Source organism: Pseudomonas sp. FSL R10-2189, from assembly GCF_009600325.1.
GTDB lineage: Bacteria > Pseudomonadota > Gammaproteobacteria > Pseudomonadales > Pseudomonadaceae > Aquipseudomonas > Aquipseudomonas helleri.
Window position 1 is genome coordinate 1 of the sequence record NZ_WIVZ01000023.1, and the last position, 17,774, is coordinate 17,774.

The 17,774-nt window shown below is 61.5% G+C and carries 14 protein-coding genes and 1 riboswitch; of the genes, 7 read left to right on the top strand and 7 right to left on the bottom strand.

Annotated features, from left to right (window positions below):
- Nucleotides 1-101: 101 nt before the first annotated feature.
- From GHO32_RS16815 to GHO32_RS16840, 6 genes are all read right to left on the bottom strand, one after another.
- Nucleotides 102-857, bottom strand: a complete 756-nt coding sequence (locus tag GHO32_RS16815; protein ID WP_153332590.1) for an ABC transporter ATP-binding protein — start codon at nucleotides 855-857, stop codon at nucleotides 102-104.
- Nucleotides 854-1,849, bottom strand: a complete 996-nt coding sequence (locus GHO32_RS16820) for an iron ABC transporter permease (RefSeq protein WP_153332588.1) — start codon at nucleotides 1,847-1,849, stop codon at nucleotides 854-856. Before GHO32_RS16820 ends, GHO32_RS16815 begins: the two co-directional genes overlap by 4 nt.
- Entirely contained in the window at nucleotides 1,846-2,745 is a 900-nt protein-coding gene (locus GHO32_RS16825) for an ABC transporter substrate-binding protein (protein ID WP_178113902.1), read from the bottom strand. Before GHO32_RS16825 ends, GHO32_RS16820 begins: the two co-directional genes overlap by 4 nt.
- A 5-nt stretch (nucleotides 2,746-2,750) precedes the next feature.
- Nucleotides 2,751-4,892: a TonB-dependent receptor gene (locus GHO32_RS16830; RefSeq protein ID WP_153332587.1), complete on the bottom strand. Its 2,142-nt coding sequence runs from the start codon at nucleotides 4,890-4,892 to the stop codon at nucleotides 2,751-2,753.
- Between the two features lie 33 nt (nucleotides 4,893-4,925).
- A complete protein-coding gene (locus tag GHO32_RS16835) occupies nucleotides 4,926-5,702 on the bottom strand; it encodes a class I SAM-dependent methyltransferase (protein ID WP_153332585.1) in 777 nt (258 codons plus the stop codon).
- A gap of 111 nt (nucleotides 5,703-5,813) precedes the next feature.
- A riboswitch (cobalamin riboswitch) is annotated at nucleotides 5,814-6,017 on the bottom strand.
- A 177-nt stretch (nucleotides 6,018-6,194) separates the two neighbouring features.
- Nucleotides 6,195-6,692, bottom strand: coding sequence for a PaaI family thioesterase (locus GHO32_RS16840; protein ID WP_153332583.1), 498 nt, complete (start codon nucleotides 6,690-6,692; stop codon nucleotides 6,195-6,197).
- Nucleotides 6,693-6,812: 120 nt separating this feature from the next.
- Between GHO32_RS16840 and GHO32_RS16845 the strand changes: the two genes are divergently transcribed.
- The 4 genes from GHO32_RS16845 to GHO32_RS16860 are packed head-to-tail and all read left to right on the top strand — an operon-like array spanning nucleotide 6,813 to nucleotide 12,472.
- The gene (locus GHO32_RS16845) at nucleotides 6,813-8,717 is read left to right on the top strand and encodes a sigma-54-dependent Fis family transcriptional regulator (protein ID WP_153332581.1); all 1,905 of its coding nucleotides are present in this window, start codon (nucleotides 6,813-6,815) and stop codon (nucleotides 8,715-8,717) included.
- On the top strand, nucleotides 8,717-10,435 hold the full coding sequence (locus tag GHO32_RS16850; protein ID WP_153332579.1) for an ABC transporter ATP-binding protein: 1,719 nt from the start codon (nucleotides 8,717-8,719) through the stop codon (nucleotides 10,433-10,435). The genes GHO32_RS16845 and GHO32_RS16850 overlap by 1 nt, the downstream gene beginning before the upstream one ends.
- Nucleotides 10,425-11,102 (top strand): S8 family serine peptidase, encoded by a 678-nt coding sequence (locus GHO32_RS16855; RefSeq protein WP_153332577.1) that lies wholly within the window; start codon nucleotides 10,425-10,427, stop codon nucleotides 11,100-11,102. The genes GHO32_RS16850 and GHO32_RS16855 overlap by 11 nt, the downstream gene beginning before the upstream one ends.
- Nucleotides 11,099-12,472 (top strand): FAD-dependent monooxygenase, encoded by a 1,374-nt coding sequence (locus tag GHO32_RS16860; RefSeq protein ID WP_153332575.1) that lies wholly within the window; start codon nucleotides 11,099-11,101, stop codon nucleotides 12,470-12,472. Before GHO32_RS16855 ends, GHO32_RS16860 begins: the two co-directional genes overlap by 4 nt.
- Nucleotides 12,473-12,486: 14 nt before the next feature.
- On the opposite strand, the gene GHO32_RS16865 is transcribed toward GHO32_RS16860, so the two are convergent.
- Nucleotides 12,487-13,977 (bottom strand): aldehyde dehydrogenase, encoded by a 1,491-nt coding sequence (locus GHO32_RS16865; protein WP_153332573.1) that lies wholly within the window; start codon nucleotides 13,975-13,977, stop codon nucleotides 12,487-12,489.
- A gap of 371 nt (nucleotides 13,978-14,348) precedes the next feature.
- Here GHO32_RS16865 and peaA point away from each other — a divergent pair, with 371 nt between their 5' ends.
- The 3 genes from peaA to qhpC all read left to right on the top strand — a co-directional run bounded on the left by peaA (nucleotide 14,349) and on the right by qhpC (nucleotide 17,769).
- Nucleotides 14,349-15,929, top strand: a complete 1,581-nt coding sequence (peaA, locus tag GHO32_RS16870) for a quinohemoprotein amine dehydrogenase subunit alpha (RefSeq protein WP_153332569.1) — start codon at nucleotides 14,349-14,351, stop codon at nucleotides 15,927-15,929.
- An 84-nt stretch (nucleotides 15,930-16,013) separates the two neighbouring features.
- Nucleotides 16,014-17,444, top strand: a complete 1,431-nt coding sequence (peaB, locus tag GHO32_RS16875) for a quinohemoprotein amine dehydrogenase maturation protein (RefSeq protein ID WP_048372096.1) — start codon at nucleotides 16,014-16,016, stop codon at nucleotides 17,442-17,444.
- Nucleotide 17,445: 1 nt separating this feature from the next.
- Nucleotides 17,446-17,769, top strand: coding sequence for a quinohemoprotein amine dehydrogenase subunit gamma (gene qhpC, locus GHO32_RS16880; RefSeq protein WP_048372098.1), 324 nt, complete (start codon nucleotides 17,446-17,448; stop codon nucleotides 17,767-17,769).
- Nucleotides 17,770-17,774 lie beyond the last annotated feature (5 nt).

Sequence of the window (17,774 nt, forward strand, 5' to 3'; positions counted from 1 at the left end):
TTAAATTGCTCTGTGTACTTGTTCATGTTGAAAACCCAAAAAGTTGGATGGGTGTCCAACTTTTTGGGGGCAGTTCAGATTGAACTGCCGCACAGGAAGGCTCACCCCAGCGGAATCGGGTACAACCCATGAGCGCTGTCATGCCAGGCGAACTCCAGGCCGAAGGCCTGCTCCAGCCAGCCGGCTTCTCGCACCACCTGCGGGCTGCCGTGCCCCAGTAAACGCCCATCGGCCAGCACCGCAATACGGTCGGCAAAGCGCATGGCCAAACCCAGATCGTGCAGCACCAGCAATTGCGCGCAGTACGCCAAGCGGCTGCGCAGGTAGCTCAGCAGGTTGAGTTGATGGGTTATGTCCAGCGCCGCGGTCGGTTCATCGGCGAGCAAAATCGGTGAATCCGCCGCCAATGCCCAGCCTATGCCAGCCCTGGCACGCTCGCCGCCCGATAACTGCGACAGTCGCCGTTGCAGCAAATGGCCGATATCCAGCGACTCAATCAATTGCGCCGACAGCGGCTGCCCGACACGGGCGGCATTGCGCCGGGCGCCCAACTCAAGCAGTTCCTGGACCTGTAAATCCCACTGGCTGCGAAAATCTTGCGGCAGATACGCCAACGTTTGCGCACGCTGTGGCGCGGGCCAGTGCTGAAACGCCCGCTGCTGCAACTGCACGTGCCCGGCACTCAGCGCCTGCACGCCGGCCAGCGCCCGCAAGGCGCTGCTTTTGCCCGAACCATTGGGCCCCACCAGGACCAGCAGTTCGCCGGGCATCAGGTCGAGATCAAAATCGTGCAGCACGGCTTTGCCAGCGTGGTGCACGCTCAAACCGTGTGCCTGTAAAACCGGGTTCACCTTCATGCTGCGGGCCTCGCACGGGTTAACAGCAGCAGAAAAAACGGTGCCCCCAACAAGGCGGTCAGCAAGCCCAAGGGGATTTCGGCAGGCGGCAAGACACTGCGCGCCAAGCCGTCGAGCAACGCCAGCAAGGCGCCGCTAGTGAGCGCGCTGGCGACTATCAAGCGTTTGTGGGTAGGGCCAATCAGCCAGCGCACCGCATGGGGTGCCACCAGCCCGACAAAACCCACCAGCCCGCCCCAAGACACCGCCAATGCGGTAATGGCTGCGGCCAATAACAGCGACAGATTGATAAAACGCTGCGGGCGCAAGCCCATGCTGTAGGCCACATGATCGCCCAGGCCCAGCAGGTCCAGGCCGTGGGCCAGGCGTTGTGCGCAAATCAAGGCCAGCCCGGTCAGCAAGGCCAGCAAACCCAGTGCGGGGAAGTCCGGGGTGTGAATCCCGCCCAGCGTCCAGCTCAACACCACCTGCAAATTCACCGTTTCATCGGACAAAGCGAGCAACAGCAGGCTGCGCAAAGCCCCGAGCAGCGCCGCCACGGCAATCCCGGCCAGCAGCAAGCCGCTGGTGTCGTTGATGCGGGTCAGGCGAGTGATCAGCAGCACCAATAACGTCGCGCCCCAGGCACCGGCGAAGGCCAGCAGCGGCAAACTCAACGACATCGCCAAGGGCAAGGGCACCAGTAACGCGATGGCTGCGCCGACCGCCGCACCCGGCGCGCTGCCCAGCAAGTACGGCTCGGCCAGCGGATTACGGAACACCCCCTGAAAGATCACCCCGGCCAAGCCCAGGCAAGCGCCCACGCAAAAGGCCGCCAGTACCCTGGGCAGGCGCCAGGTCATCAGCAGTTGCGCGAACGGGGTTTCATCGCCTCGCCACAGCGCCCACCAGTCACTCCAGTGCGCCAGTTCGGCGCCAAGCCACAGGCCGATAAAAATCGCTGGCAAGGGGGTCAGGCACAGCAGGCGATAGCGTCTGTTGGCGGCGCTCATGGCGGGGTCTCGGCAAGGGGCGGGAACAGTTCAGGGTGCAGCAGCGCGGCCAATTGCTCGATACCTTCGACCACTCGCGGGCCGGGTATCAACAACAAGGCACTGGGAATGCTGTCGACACGGCCTGCTGCGACGGCCGGAATGCTTTGCCATCCCGGCCGTTGAGCCAGGCTGGCCGCCTGTTGCGGGCTGCCCGCGACGATAATACGCGTTGGGTTGGCCTGAAACACCGACTCGCCGCCCACCTGGCTCAGGCGGCTGTCAACAAACGGGTTAGTGCCACCCGCCAGGCGCAAAATATCACTGGTGTAATTGTGCCCGCGCAAGGTCAGGTACTGGCCGCGATCATTGCTGCCGGTCTCCAGGTACACCGGCACCGCAGGCTGTCCGGCCAAGCGCGCTTGAACGGTATCCAGTCGCGCCTGCAGGCGTTCAATCAGTTGCTCGGCGCCCAGCTCATGGCCGGTGGCCTGGCCCAGCAGGCGGATATTGGCCAGCACGGCCTCCAGATCGCGGTGGTTGAGCACCAGCGCCGGTATGCCGATGCGTTGCAGCGGCTCCACCAGGGTTGCCGCCTGCCGGGCCGGGGTCATGACCACCAGATCAGCTTGCAGGCGGGCGATGGCCTCCACGGAAAACCCCAGACGCCCGCCAACCTTGGCCCGTTCGGCAATGTCGGCGGGGTACCGGGTAAACGCCTCGACGCCGACAATGGCATCGCCGGCGCCGATGGCCGCCAGCATCTCGACGTTACTGGCGAAGATGGCGACGATCCGTTTGGGCGGGTGCGTCAGTATGACCTCGCGGCCCAGGGCATCGACCACCGTCCGCGGGAAGCCGTCATCGGCCCTGGATACAAGGCTCGCTAGCAGACACAGCAGCACAAGCCAGCGCATACGGCTTAGAACCGGTAATGCGCGCCGAGGTACAGCTCACGCCCCGGATTGCTGTTGCCCAAACCGCCGTTGGAGGCCCGTGGGTCGGCCAAAGGCGAATCGTTGCCGGTGGCGATAAACAGCGTGCTGCGCTCGATATCGAACAGGTTGTTGACCCCGCCAAACAGGCTCAATTGCTCGCTCAGGTGGTAATTGCCACGCAGGTTGAAGACCCAGAATGGTGCCTTGCGGTACACGTAGTTGGTGTCCGGGTTGAGCAGTTTTTCTTCGGTACGGTAGAACACCGGGCCGCGCAAAATGCCATTGACCCCGACGTCCCAGTCACGTTCGCGGCCATAGGTCAGCGCCAGGCTGGCCTGGTATTGATACATGCGCTGGATATTGTCGCGGTACGGGCCGGTCAAGGTGGACGCTGCGCCTTTGTCGTCCATGTCGAAGTTCCACACCGCATTGGTGTTGAGCCGCAGGATGCGTTCGTCACCGAGGGCCAGAGCGCTGGCCAGATCATATTGCCATTGCGCTTCTAGGCCACGGATCACCGCATCTCCGTCGCCATTGACGTACTGGCTGATGCTCTTGGTCACCGGCTGCGTGGTGATGCGGTCCTGAATGCGGTTCTGGAACAACGCCAGGTCAAAGAACTGATTGGCATTGGTCAGGGTCACACCGGTTTCGAATTGCAGACTGGTTTCGGGCTTGAGGTTGGCGTTGCCCAGCGTCTGCGTGCCGCTGATGGTGGTGAAGTCTGCTGCCAGCTCGCCTGCCAGCGGCGCACGGAAACCGGTCGATACGCCAGCCCGCAGCTTGACCCCCGGCATGGCCTCGTAGGCGGCGCCGAGGCTGTAGGTGACTTTGTCGAAGTCTCGGGTTTTCTCGTCCAGCAGCGGCATGTAGTCGGTCTTGACCGTGCTCGACTGCCCATAGCTGTAGCGCGCACCTGCGCGCAGGGTCAGACGGTCATCCATCATCCGCTGCACGACTTCGGCGTACAGCGCCGTGCTCAGGTCATCGGAGTTGATGTCGTAAGGCGCCACCTGACTGCTGGTAGAACCGTTGACGGCAATACGGAAGCGATCGTTGCGCAGCTTGCTCTTTTCCAGGTCCAGGCCCACCAACAGATCAGTGCTTGGCGTCAGTAAAAACTGCGGCGTCAGCTTGATACCGTAAGCCTCAAGGCGACGCTCGATGTGGTCTTTGCTGAACCCCGGGCTGCCATTGCCCAGCACCGGCGAACCCCAGTGCAGATCGTCAATGTCACGGAAGGCATAAGCCTGCGAAGACCAGTTCAGCCACTCGGTGGGTTTGGCGACCCAGTCGAGCTCTACCGACTGGTTGTAGCGATTGTCGTAGTTGCCGTAGTTCCACTGCGAACCGCGAAAGCCCGCGTCATAGATGCCGTCTGAACGCACGGTCAGGTCGAGGCGCTGGTCTTCTGACAGCTCGTACCCCAATGCCAGCAGGCCGCCGCGGCGTTTCCAGGAGGTGTTTTTCTGGGTGCCGTCGGCGCTGTGGTAGTCATTGCGTCGGCCGTTGTCCAGGCCCAGGTAGTAATCCAGCGGACCCGAACTGCCGCTTTGGTACACGCTGCCCTGAGCCAGCCCCCACGAACCGCCCTGCAAGGTTGCGCCCCCGCCTTGGGTGTTGCGGCCATTGCGGGTGATGATATTGATCACCCCGCCAATCGCCTGGCTGCCATAAATAACCGAGGCCGGGCCGCGAATCACTTCAATGCGCGCCACTTGCGCCGGGGACAGCTTGGAAATATTCGCCGTACCTGCGCGGCGGCCGTTGACCAGTACCGTGACCTGGCTGCGGTAATCGCGGCCCTGGCCATCAGTGTTGCCGCCACGGATGTTGATCGAGGTCTGGCCCGGCGTCCATTCACTGAAAAAGCCCACGGCGTTCTCAGCCAGCAAATCGGTGAGGTTGCGAGCCGAGGAACGCTCGATCTGATCACTGTCGATCACCTGCACAGTGCTGGTGACATCCTTGAGCGACTCACCGGCGCGCGGTGCGCTGACCAGGGTTGAGTCCATGTGCAGGACCGAGGGATTTTCTGCGGCAAAGGCCGCAAGGCTGACACCGAGCCAAAGCGGCACGGCTGCGCTGAACGAATGGCGCAGAGGGGCGTTGCACAGGTTGAGCATGGAGACGTCCGAAGGCATTTTTATAGGAGTTATTTACGCGTGCCAGATCAAGCTGGCCGCCCGTTTCGGGGCACTGGCAAGCCAACCCCCAGGCACTTTTTGCAGGTGGTCTTGCAGGTGGCGTTCAAGCAGCCCCTGCGCCGCGCCATCCAGGGCGCCGAGTTTTTCCATAAAGTGCATCAAGGCCGCATCCGGTGAGGCAAACAGCGTGCTGAAGGCCCAGTCGGTGAAGTGGATCTGGTCGGGTTGCCAGCGATCCGGCAACTCAGCCAGTGTCAGTTGGTAGCCGGGGGTCATGTCACTGCGGTGCAGTTGCGGCGGCAAGAAACCGGACAGGCAGTACGTGCGCGGGCCTTCCTGCGCGGGCAGGTTCCACACCAGCGTGCGCGTGGCCAGCGGCCGAACCTGCTGAACAAACGCCAGTGCTTGGCCGTCTGCCACCGGGATATTCGCGCACAACACGGTTGCGGTCGGGGTGATCGGCAAACTCGGCAAGTCCTGCCAAAGGCCGTTGTGCAGACTCAGTTCAACACTGGGTGCCTGGGCTGCCAGTTGCTCAATGCTGCTACGCATGAAGGCGTTGGGTTCAACCACCGTCCACTGCCCACAAGGCATCAGCAAATGGCGACCGAGAATCCCCGAACCGGCGCCAATATCGAGCAATTGCTGTTGCGGGCCGAGCAGTTCGAGCAAGCGTCCGCCCACGCGCTCCACATAATTGGAGGCGGCCAGATGCTCGGCATAAAACGCAGCCTCACGGTCGGGCCAGACAAAAGGGGTAGCAGCGGGCAGTCGGGTTGCAGAGGTCATGGAGGCGCCGTCGGGTTGAACCAAAACGGACACTCAGGGGAGCTCACGCAGAATAATGACGGGCAGGGAGGGACTTTGCGCGCGCCAAGGCCTGCATCCGCCCACCGCGGAGTGCCATATGTTGGATCAGGCCGGTCTCCGGGCTCACGAGGGTCATGAAACATTCGCCTTCCCATGCCAAAGCACAGTGGCTACTTGAATGTTTCGCTCGCATACCGTTGCGGGGGCAGCGCCGGATTGACCTGAAAAGGCGTACCGGCTTCCCGTTTCACCCTGGGCGCGATGGCCAAGGACACCTGAAACAGGCGCGCATCTGACCATTGGTCACCCGATGCGTCAACCATGAACATGAATAATTATTCATGAACATACGATCTGTAGGAGCGAGCTTGTCTCGCGATCTTTTGATCTTTTAAAAGATCGCGAGGCAAGCTAGCTCCTACAAAGTTTTATATAAATCAGATAGATAGACGGTAAACCTACAGTGCAAAGTTAACTGCGATCGTGAGCCTTATCCGCCAACTTCCCGGCATCGACCCGCACAAACACTGAGTCCCCGACCGCCGTCAGCACGTCCCCGGCATACACCTCGCAGATCACCCGGCTCTTGCGTCCGACATCCCCCTCAACCCAGGCACGCAGCGTTAGCGGGACGCCCATCGGGGTGGGTTTGATGAACTTGATGCCCAGGTTGCCGGTCACGCAGTTGATCCTCGGCAAGCTCTCTGGCTGGCGATCTTCCACGCGGTAGTGATACGCCATCACCGTCCAGTTCGAATGGCAATCCACCAGCATCGCAATCAACCCGCCGTACACCAGGTCAGGCCAGCCGCAATAACGCGCATCCGGCAAATGCTCTGCGACAACGTGAACACCGTCTTCATGCCAGTAGCTCTTGATGTGCAGGCCATGGGGATTGTTGCTGCCACAGCCATAGCAAACGCCTTCAGGCGCAGCGGTGTCTTGCAAGGAAGGGGAGATGTGGTGCATACCGTGATCGTCCTTTACTGGATTTCAAATCTTGCCATTCCCCTTACGTTAACGTAAAGATTGGTAACAGTGCGCAGATCTAAAATAAAAATCGCAAAGCTCACTGCTGTGGAGCGCCTGATGACTCTTACAAAAACACTTCAGCCCAAGCCCCTTCGCGAAGTTCGACTGGCCAGGGAAAAACTGCACCTCGAAGGTCTGGTGCCCAGTGGCGTGTTGCGTGCCGAAATCGACGCCTCATGGCGCCGCAGCCTCAACCACGGTGTGCCAATGAGTGGCCAGCATGAACTGAGCCTGCAAACCACTGCGAGCCTTGACCTGTTATTGGCCAACAACCAGTTACTGATCGAGGCGGCCATGCCGGCCATTGATTACTTGAACCAGCGTCAGGGCAAGGACGGCTTGATCATTCTGGCCAACGCCGACGCCACTATTCTGGCCGTGGAGGGCCGCGCCGACCGCCTCAAAGGCAGCGGGGTGCCGGACATTACCCTCGGCGCCTGCTGGAGCGAAGCCGCACGCGGCACCAACGCGCTGGGCACCACGCTGGTCGAAGGCCGGCCCATGTTGATCGATTGTGGCGAGCACTATCTGGATCGGCTGAGCCGTTTCTCCTGCACCTCAGTGCCGATTCATTGCCCGCAAGGCGACATCCTCGGCGTGCTCGACCTGACCCGCGAAGGCCCGCTTGGTCGCGTGCACGACAGCACGGCGTTACTGGGCATGGCCGTCAGCCAGATTGAAAGCCGGGTGTTCAACACCAGCTATTCGGAGCACATCGTGCTGGCCTTCCACAGCCGTCGCCAGTACCTGGAGTCCCCGTGGCAAGGCTTGTTGGCGGTCAGCCTGAGCGGGCAAATCCTCGCGGCCAGTGGCCAGGCCTGCCAATTGTTGCGCGCTGAACGCTCGGCGCTGGTAGGGCACCGTTGCGAAGCGTTCCTCGGGCTCGATGGCCTGCAACTGTTGGCTCGTCTGCAACAAGGCGCCCTGGGCAGCCTGCAAACCGCCCAAGGCGAATTCTTCTACAAAACCCTGCGTGCGCCACAACGTTCGCCGAATGTACTGACGGCGCCACGCACGGCGCCTAAAGCCACACCGTCCGCGCCTGATCTGGAGGCGCTGGCCGGTAACAACGCCCGTTACGCCCGTGCCTTGCGCATGGCGCGCCAGGGCCTGGCCAATGAGCTGCCGGTGTTGCTGCTGGGGGAAACCGGTACTGGTAAAGAGGTAGTCGCCCGCGCCTTGCACATGGCCGGCAGCCGCAGCGCCAAGCCGTTTGTCGCGGTCAATTGCGCGGCAATCCCTGAAGGCCTGATTGAGTCCGAACTGTTTGGCTATCGCGAAGGGGCCTTCACCGGCTCGCGCCGTGGCGGCATGATCGGCCGCCTGCAACAGGCCCACGGCGGCACCCTGTTTCTGGATGAAATCGGCGACATGCCGTTGGCCCTGCAAGCACGCCTGTTACGGGTGCTGCAAGACCGCAAGGTCGCTCCTTTGGGCGCCGGCGAAGAACAAGACATCGACGTCGCGCTGATCTGCGCCACCCACCGTGACCTCAAACACCTGGTCCACGAACAGCACTTTCGCGAAGACCTGTTCTACCGGGTCAATGGCATCAGCGTGATGCTCCCGGCCCTGCGCGAGCGCGAAGATTTCGGCGCCTTGATCGCCCGCTTGCTGGGCAAGTTGCAGGCCCCGCACGTGACTCTGCACCCCGACTTGCAAGCCTTGCTCGACGGTTATCACTGGCCGGGCAACATCCGCCAACTGGAAATGGTCCTGCGCACGCTGCTGGCCATGCGCGAGCCTGACGAGTCCGAGCTGACCCTTGAGCATCTGCCTGACAGTCTGCTCGATGACCTGAGCGCCAGCGAGCGCCCACCGGCGGGCAGTATTCGCGAAAACGAACTCGAGCTGATTCGCCAATCCCTGGACAACCACCAGGGCAATGTGTCTGCGGCCGCTGAAGCGCTGGGCATCAGCCGGGCCACGCTGTACCGCAAACTCAAACAGTTGCGCGTGTGATGCGGCGTCTGATCGTCAGGCTGATCGACAGCCCCAACCCGCAAGCGTTGCATCAGGCATTGCACTGGCTGTACGGCTTTGTGCGCCCGCACCGCTTGGCGATTGCCGGGCTGCTGGGCTTGTCGGTGTGCGCCTCGTTGCTGGTGCTGGTGCAGCCGTGGCTGACCAAACAACTGATTGATGACGGCTTGCTGGCGCGCAATTTCCCGGTGCTGGCGACGGTGGCCGGGCTGATGATCGTTGCCGGGCTATTGGGCACGGCGCTCTCCGGCGTGAATCGTTACCTGCACACCCGGCTGTCCGGGCGGATTCTGTTTGCCCTGCGTGATGACCTGTACCAGCACCTGCAAACCCTGTCGCCGGGGTTCTACGGCCAGCGACGTATTGGTGACCTGATGTCGAGGATCGACGGCGATGTCGCCGAAATTCAGCGCTTTGCCGTGGATTCACTGTTTTCGGCCGTGTCCAGCATCATTGGCTTGCTGGTGGCCTTGGGCATGTTATTGGCTTTGTCATGGCAGTTGTCGCTGCTGGCCTTGATCCTGATCCCGCTTGATGTGCTCTGGCTGCGCTGGATGCGGCGCAAAGTGGAGCGTGATGTTCGGCAATTGCGCGAGCGCTCGGCTGATGTCTCATCGTTTATGGTCGAGACGCTGCCGGTGATGAAGTTTATCCAGTCGGCCGGTCAGCAGCAGCGTGAAGCCAAGCGCCTGGAAACCCTGGGCCAAGGCTATATGAGCCAGTTGCTGCGCCTGCAAGTCACCGAGTTTTTTACCCAGGCGGTGCCGAGCACCTTGACCTCGCTGTCACGGGCCTGCGTGTTTTTGATCGGCGGCTATTGGGTCGTGCAGGGCACCTGGCAACTCGGTGCGCTGATCGCGTTTTCAACGTATCTGGGCATGGCCATAGGGCCGGTGCAAAGCCTGCTCGGGCTGTACGTGGCGATTCAACGGATGACCGTCAGCCTCGGCCGGGTCATGGAATTACGCGGCGAACAGCCCGCCGTTGTGAGCCCTTCGAACCCCAAACCGCTTCCAGACGAGGGCGACCTGCGTTTCGAGGCCGTGCACTTTAGCCATCCGGGCCGCCCCAGCACCCTGAACGGCATTAGTGCGCATATACCGTACGGAAGCAAAGTCGCCCTCAGCGGCGGCTCCGGAGTCGGTAAGTCGACCCTGGTTGACCTGCTGCAACGCCACCACGACCCACAGTCCGGTCGGGTGTTGTTGGGCGGTGTTGACCTGCGCGAACTGGACTTGCTGGAACTGCGCCGCCGGATTGCTGTGGTCAACCAGGACATCGTGCTGTTTCGCGGCAGTCTGGCCGATAACCTGGCTTACGCGGTGTCGGGGGCCAGCCGTGAAGCGGTCGCCGCAGTTGCCAGGCTGGCGCAACTCGACGGCTTGATTGCCGAGTTGCCCGAAGGCCTCGACAGCCCGTTGGGCGAGCGTGGCCAGCAGTTGTCGGGCGGGCAAAAGCAACGGATCGCGATTGCCCGGGCGTTGTTGCAAGATCCGTTGATTCTGGTGCTGGACGAAGCCACCTCGGCTGTCGATGAGGCCACTGAGCGCGAAGTGATTGAGGCCATCGACCGCCTGTTTGCGCGGCGTACGCGAATACTGATTAGCCACCGGCCTTCAACCCTGGCCAACGCCGACCTGTGTTTGCATTTGCAGGCCGGCCAATTGACAGCAAACAAGGTGCTGCATGAAGCCTGAACTCAGAATTGGCGTGGTCGACAGCGGCCATGCCCCCGCACAACAGCCGCAGGTGGTGGTAGGCCGCAGGTTTGCCCTGCTCGATGGGCAACTGTTGCACAGCGAGTTACAGGACGATCCCTTGGGGCACGGCACTGCGGTCATTCAGGCCATCGCCCAGCGGGCACCAGAGGCCGTGTTTTGCGTGGCGCAAGTGTTCGATGAGCGCGGGGTCACCAGCACCTTGCAGATTGCGGCGGCGATTGACTGGCTGTTGACGCAAAACGTGCGGCTGATCAACTTGAGCCTTGGCTTGCGCCAGGATCGCAGCCTGTTGCGCGAGGCGTGTGAATTGGCGGTGGCACGCGGGGTGTTGCTGTGTGCCTCAAGCCCGGCGCAAGGCGATGGCGTGTACCCGGCCAATTACCCGCAGGTGCTACGAGTGACTGGCGATGCACGTTGCACGCAAGACCAATGGTCGTGGCTGAATACCGAACAGGCGGATTTTGCCGCCTGCGTACGTTCAAACACTGCCGGGCAATCGGGGGCGAGCCTCGGTTGCGCGGCCTTGAGCGGTCATCTTGCCAGCCATCTGCTTGCACAGCCGCAGGCAACTAACCCGCAATTGCTGGAGTGGCTGAAAACCAATGCCCACTATCTCGGGCCTGAGCGGCGGGTGGGCTCATGACTGCGATTGTGGTGTTGGGCGCAGGACCTGCGGGTGCGGCGGTGGCCATGGGCTTGCGGCGATTGGGCTACCCGGTGACGCTGGTCAGCGAGTGGCGCCGGTTTGCCGCGCTGGAAGGTATTTCCCAGCGAGTGCTGGAAGCCTTGCGTGCAGCGGGTTTGCAGCGGGCGGTAGCCGACGCGGTACTGCCTTCACAGCGGCAAGTGGCGTGGAACGGCCAGCAGCACGCACAAAACATCGAGTGGTTGCTGGATCGACCGTGTTTTGATCGTGGGCTGCGTGAAGACCTGCGTCTGGCCGGGGTCAACGTGATCGAGGCCCGTGTGCTGGCAGTGGCGTCATCAACCACCGGCCACAGCATCAGCCTCGAAGGGCGCGAGCCGCTGCAGGCAGATTTTCTGGTGGAAGCCCGAGGGCGTCAGGCACCTGCCGTCGGCAAAGGCCTGCGCGGCCCGGAGACGGTGAGTTTGCTCAATCGCTGGCAAGCGACGCCGGGCCACACCGCCAGTGCCGTTGAAAGCCTGGCGCAGGGCTGGGTATGGATGGCACGCCGGGCGGACGGCCAGTGTTATTGGCAATGGACCGTAGACGTGGCCAGTGCCGAACTGCCGGGCAAGGCGCAATTGCTGGAGCACTGCCAGCAGCAGCGAATGGCCTCGCCGCTGGCTCGAGCATTTTTTGCCGACTCGGGGCAACACGACGTGCAACTGCATGCCCGCAGCAGCACGGCAATCTTGAGCCCGCAGGTGTGTGGCGAAAACTGGATTCGGGTCGGGGATGCGGCGATGGCGGTTGACCCGCTGTCGGGCAACGGGATTTTCCAGTCCCTGTCATCGGCGTTGCAGGCACCGGCGGTGATCAACACGCTCCTGCGTAAACCTGGACGGGCGGCCCTGGCCCAGCGCTTTCACCAGCAGCGGGTCGAGCAACTGTTTATGCGCTTTGCACGCATTGGCCGGGATTTCTACGCCGAAGAACAGCGCTGGGCGCAACAACCGTTTTGGACTGCACGGCGCCATTGGCCGGACAGCCAGATAGCCCATGCCGAGGCAGATTTTGCCGCGCTGCGAATAGAGCGGGCGCCAGTGTTGCGCGATGGTTTCGTGGATGAAGCCGAGGTGGTCATCTGCCCGGACCGGCCGCTGGGGATCTGGCATGTGCAAGGGGTTGAAGTCGCGCCTGTGCTGCGGCGTTTGCAGGCTGAACCTGCACAAAACGTGTTGGTGGGGTTCACGCAAGAGCAAACCCGCGCGCTCAAAAGCTGGTTGGTAAGCCAGGGCTACCAACCGGAAGGAGAGGGAACTGAGCGCACGCGGACTCAAGAACACCGCACATCAGCTCCTTCTCCCTCCGGGAGAGGGTTGGGGTGAGGGTTTTTTTGACCTTACAGCTTGATCAACACCGATTTCAGCTCGGTGTAATGCTCAATCGCCGCATAACCCATTTCACGGCCCACGCCGGACATTTTGTAGCCGCCAAACGGCAGCGCCGGGTCGAGGGCGCTGTGGCAGTTGACCCACACCGAACCGGACTTGATGCGCGGGATCATCCGGTGCACCGCGCCAAGGTCGTTTGACCAGATGCTCGCACCCAGCCCGTACGGGCTGTCATTGGCCATGCGCAGTGCGTCAGCTTCGTCGTCAAACGGGATCGCCACCAGCACCGGGCCGAAGATTTCTTCTTGCACCAGTGAGTGCTGTTGATCAACGTCAACAATCACAGTCGGTTTAACAAAAAAACCGGGCCCGTATTGCTCGCCGCCACAGGCTATGGTGGCGCCACTTTCGCGGCCCATCTCAATGTAGTGCGCGACACGTTCCTGCTGGCGGGCGGAAATCAGCGGGCCCATGTCTACGCTGGAATCCAGGCCGTTGCCCAGCTTCATCGCGTTGGCAATGTCGGCAATATCGGCCACCACATTGTCGAAATGCTTGCGCTGAACATACAGCCGCGACCCGGCGCAGCAGACCTGGCCCTGGTTGAAGAAGATGGCACTGGCCGCCCCGGCAGCGGCGCTTTTCAGGTCGGCGTCGGCCATGACGATGGTCGGGGACTTGCCGCCCAGTTCCAGGGTCACGCGGGTCATGGAGTCCATGGCGATCTTGCCGATCTGCTTACCCACGGCGGTGGAGCCAGTGAAGGTCAGTTTGTCCACCAGCGGGTTGTGGGTCAGCGCCGAGCCTGCGGTGATTCCGGTGCCGGTCACCACGTTAAACACGCCTTCGGGGTAACCGGCTTCTTGCACCAGTTCGGCCAGTTTAAGCGCGCTCAGCGGGGTTTCATCGGCAGGCTTCAGCACCACGGTGCAGCCGGTTGCCAACGCCGGGCCGAGTTTCCAGCAGGCCAGCAGCAGCGGGAAGTTCCAGGCCACGATAGCGCCGACCACGCCCACCGCTTCACGGCGAATAAAGCTGTGGAACTGATCGTTAGGCATCAGCGGCAATGACACCTCGACGCTGGAACCCTCGATCTTGGTCGCCCAACCGGCCATATAACGCAGAAAATCGATGGACAACTGTACGTCCATGACTTGGGCCACGGCAGCACTTTTACCGTTGTTCAGGCATTCCAGTTGCGCCAGTAACTGCGCATCACGCTCCATCAGGTCGGCCAGTTTCCACAGCAGGTTTTGCCGCTCCCGTGGGCGCGTGCGGGTCCACGCGGAATCATCGAAGGCGTAGCGGGCAGCCAGGACGGCGCGGTCAACGTCCTCAGGCGTGGCCTTGGGCACGACGCATAGTACTTCGCCGGTGGCCGGGTTATGCAGGGGCATGGTCTGGCCGTCTGCGGCCTCGACCCAGGCGCCGCCAACCAGCATGCGCGGGGCGCGATTAATAAAAGCCGTAGTGGCAGGAAGCAGAGCAGCAAGCGACATGATGAATCCTCGTCTTGTTAGTGTGCCGAGGGCATTCGCAACGGTTGTGCCAGTTTGCTGTAATCCCGTATTTGCAGGGTTTTGAGGCCATACAGCGTCTGCCCGGCTTGGCAAGTTGTCGCAATCTGCGACAGGTTTGAGACGGTTTTCACAACGAGGTCGCCCATCGGCCGCGTCTCAGAGTGCAACAGCTGTCTCGATATAAAACGCCCCAATGCCTGTAAACACGGGGGGCAAAACTCGTATCGCCGCCCATCTCGCTGATTTACCGGGCTTTTCGTAAGCTGGCACGCTCCGTGTATTACTCCGTTCAGACGTTTCAAAACGATAAGCCACAACAATAAGAAAGCACCGTGCGAGGTCCGACGTTGATGAAGATAAAACTCCGATCAGGCTTGAGCGCCAGCCTGCTGGCCCTGGCCGTTTGCGCAGGCTTGCATGCACCGGACAGCCAGGCTGCCCGCGATGCCCAGAGCATCCTCCAGCAAAACTGTATGGGCTGTCATATCCCCGAAGCCAACAACGGCCTGAGCCGTATCAGCCACCAGCGCAAAACCCCGGAAGGTTGGCTGATGAGCATCGCCCGGATGCAGACCATGCACGGCTTGCAGATCAGCGATGAGGATCGCCGCACCTTGGTCAAATACCTGGCCGACACTCAAGGCCTGGCGCCGAGCGAAACGGACGGCGTGCGCTATGCCCTTGAGCGACGCTTGAACACGGTCGAACATTTCGACGAGCAAACCACGCAAATGTGCGCCCGTTGCCACTCCGGCGCACGTATTGCCCTGCAACGGCGTCCGGCTCAGGAATGGGAGCGGCTGGTGAACTTCCACCTCGGGCAATGGCCGTCGCTGGAATACCAGGCCTTGTCCCGCGACCGTGACTGGTTTGATCTGGCCCGTACCCAAATGGTGCCGATGCTGGCCGAGCGTTATCCGCTGGACAACCCGGCCTGGCAGCAATGGCTGAACACTGCGCCTAAAAGCCAAACCCTGACAGGCAACTGGAGCTTTAGCGGGCACTTGCCGGGCAAAGGGGAAGTGGCCGGGGTGATGACTGTTGCGCCAGATGGCGAGGATACCTTCAAGGTCAAGATCTCCGGCCAATACGCTGATGGTGCGCCGTTCAACGGCGAAGGCAGCGCCTTGCTCTACAGCGGCTACGAATGGCGCGGCAATGTGAAGGTCGACGGGGTCAACATGCATCAAGTGTTCGCCGCCAAGGACAACACCCTGCAAGGGCGCATGTTTGAAGCCGATCACGACGAGCGCGGGCTGGACTTTATCGCCGCCAAAGAGGGCAGCAACCGTGTGCTTGCGGTGCAACCGGGCTACGTAAAAGCCGGCAGTGAAAGCGAAATCACCCTGGTAGGCAGCGGCCTCAGCGGCACCCCGAACCTGGGACAGGGCGTAGAGGTGCTTGAAGTGCTGGAGCAGAGCCCGTCGCGCATCAAGCTGAAGGTCAAGGCTGGCGCCGATGCGCAGCCGGGCTTGCGTGAGGTCAGCGTGGGCGCGCTCAAGGGGCCAGCCCTGGCGGTGTACAACCAGATCGCCGAGGTCAAGGTGGTGCCCGAGTTCTCGGTAGCACGAATTGGCGGTGGCGGCGGTTCGACGCCCAAGGTTCAAGGCCGCTTTGACGCTGAAGCGTGGGGCAAAGGGGCCGATGGCAAGCCTTACCGTATCGGTGTAGTGCCGGCAAAATGGCATGTAGAGGCGTTCAACGAACAAGCCAAGGAAGACGAAGACGTCAAATTCGCGGGTGTCATGCAGGCTGAAACCGGCATCTTCACCCCGGGCGATGCCGGGCCGAACCCGGCGCGCAAAATGTCTACCAACAATGCCGGCAACCTCAAGGTGATCGCTGCGGTTGATGATGCAGGCAACGCGCTGACCGGCGAGGGCCACATGATCGTCACCGTACAACGCTGGAACAATCCGCCCATTCCCTAAGCAAGGCCTTTGCAAGCACTGGCGACAGACACTTTTCGGAATGACCGCAAGCCCCGCCGACGGGGCTCGCACTGGAGGTTTGGCATGGGCGCAATCTTGAATCTGGTGGAACGCAACCTGCACGAAGTGCACGTGGATGCTGACCGCATGCTGTTTCACATACCCAGCTCATCGCTGTTTGCCAGCGATGAACTGACCGGCACCATCATCGATACGTTGCGCGGCCCCGGCTGCTCATCGGATGACTTGATCCAGCGCTTGGCTTCACGCTTTAACGGTGAAGAAATCACCGAAACCCTGCGTGAACTGATGTCCCTGGAGCTGGTCAGCGACGGTTCGCCACTGACCCCGGACATAGCCGCCAAGCGTGTTGAGCGCACGGCTATCAACACAGTGGTGCTCAACGTCAACACCGGCTGCAACCTGAGCTGCACCTACTGCTACAAGGAAGACCTGGACAAGCCCTCCGAGGGCAAGAAAATGGACATCGACACCGCCGTGGCGTCGGTTGAAATGCTCTTGCGCGAGTCCCCGGACGAAGAGCGCTTTACCGTGGTGTTCTTTGGCGGCGAGCCGTTGAGCAACCGCAAGCTGATCGAGCATATGGTCGATTACTGCGAGAAGCGCTTTGCCGAGGCGGGCAAGTCGGTGGAGTTCGTGATGACCACCAACGCCACGCTGCTGAATGAAGACACGGTGGACTACCTCAACGCCCACCGTTTCGGGTTGTCAGTGAGCATTGACGGGCCAAAAACCGTGCACGACCGCAACCGCATCACGGTGGGCGGGCAGGGCACCTATGACGTGGTGCGGCGCAAGGCCGAAATGCTCTTGTCGCGCTACAACAGCCGCCCGGTCGGTGCCAGGGTGACCCTGACCACCGGCGTCACCGATGTCGAAACCATCTGGGACCACCTGTTCAACGAGCTGAGGTTTGCCGAAGTCGGTTTTGCCCCGGTGACCTCCGGCGACATCAGCAGCTTCAACCTCAGCAATGACGAACTGGTGGAAGTCTTTGCCAGCATGAAGCGCCTGGGCCGCCGTTATCTGGAGGCGGCACTGGAGCACCGCAACATTGGTTTTTCCAACTTGCACCAGTTGATTACCGACATCCATGAGGGCCACAAAAAAGCCCTGCCATGCGGCGCAGGCCTGAAAATGCTGGCCGTCGACTACAAGGGCGAACTCAACCTGTGCCACCGCTTTACCGGCTCGACCCTGCCGACGTTTGGCAACGTGCACAGCGCGGTAAAACAAGTGGAACTCAATGACTTTTTGTCGCAACGCCTGGACCGCAGCAACACGGGCTGCGATGACTGCCAGATCCGTAATCTGTGCTCCGGTGGCTGCTACCACGAGAGTTACGCCCGCTATGGCGATGCAACGCACCCGACTTATCACTACTGCGAACTGATGCGTGACTGGGTCGACTTCGGCATCGAGGTGTACACCCGGATCATGGCCCAAAACCCTGCGTTCATCAGCAGTTACATCACTCCGCGCAAGGCTCACTGATATGAAACATCTCAAGGCAATCAATAACAAAGCGTTGAAACTCGATGAGGCTGCGGCCGAAAACCGGATCGAGGAAGTGGTGGCGATGAACTCGGTGGCGGGGTGCACCTCGACCACCGACCCGGGTTGGGAGATTGATGCATTTGGCGGCGTCTCGTCGTTGTGCCAGCCCATGGAGTCTGACCTGTACGGCTGCTCCGACCCATGCTGGTGGCCAGCCCAGGTGCCCGACATGATGAGCACCTACCCGGACTGGAACAAGGACGCTCAGGCGTCCAACGAAAACTGGCGCAACCTTGGGACTGTCTTTCCAAAAGACAAATGACTTGC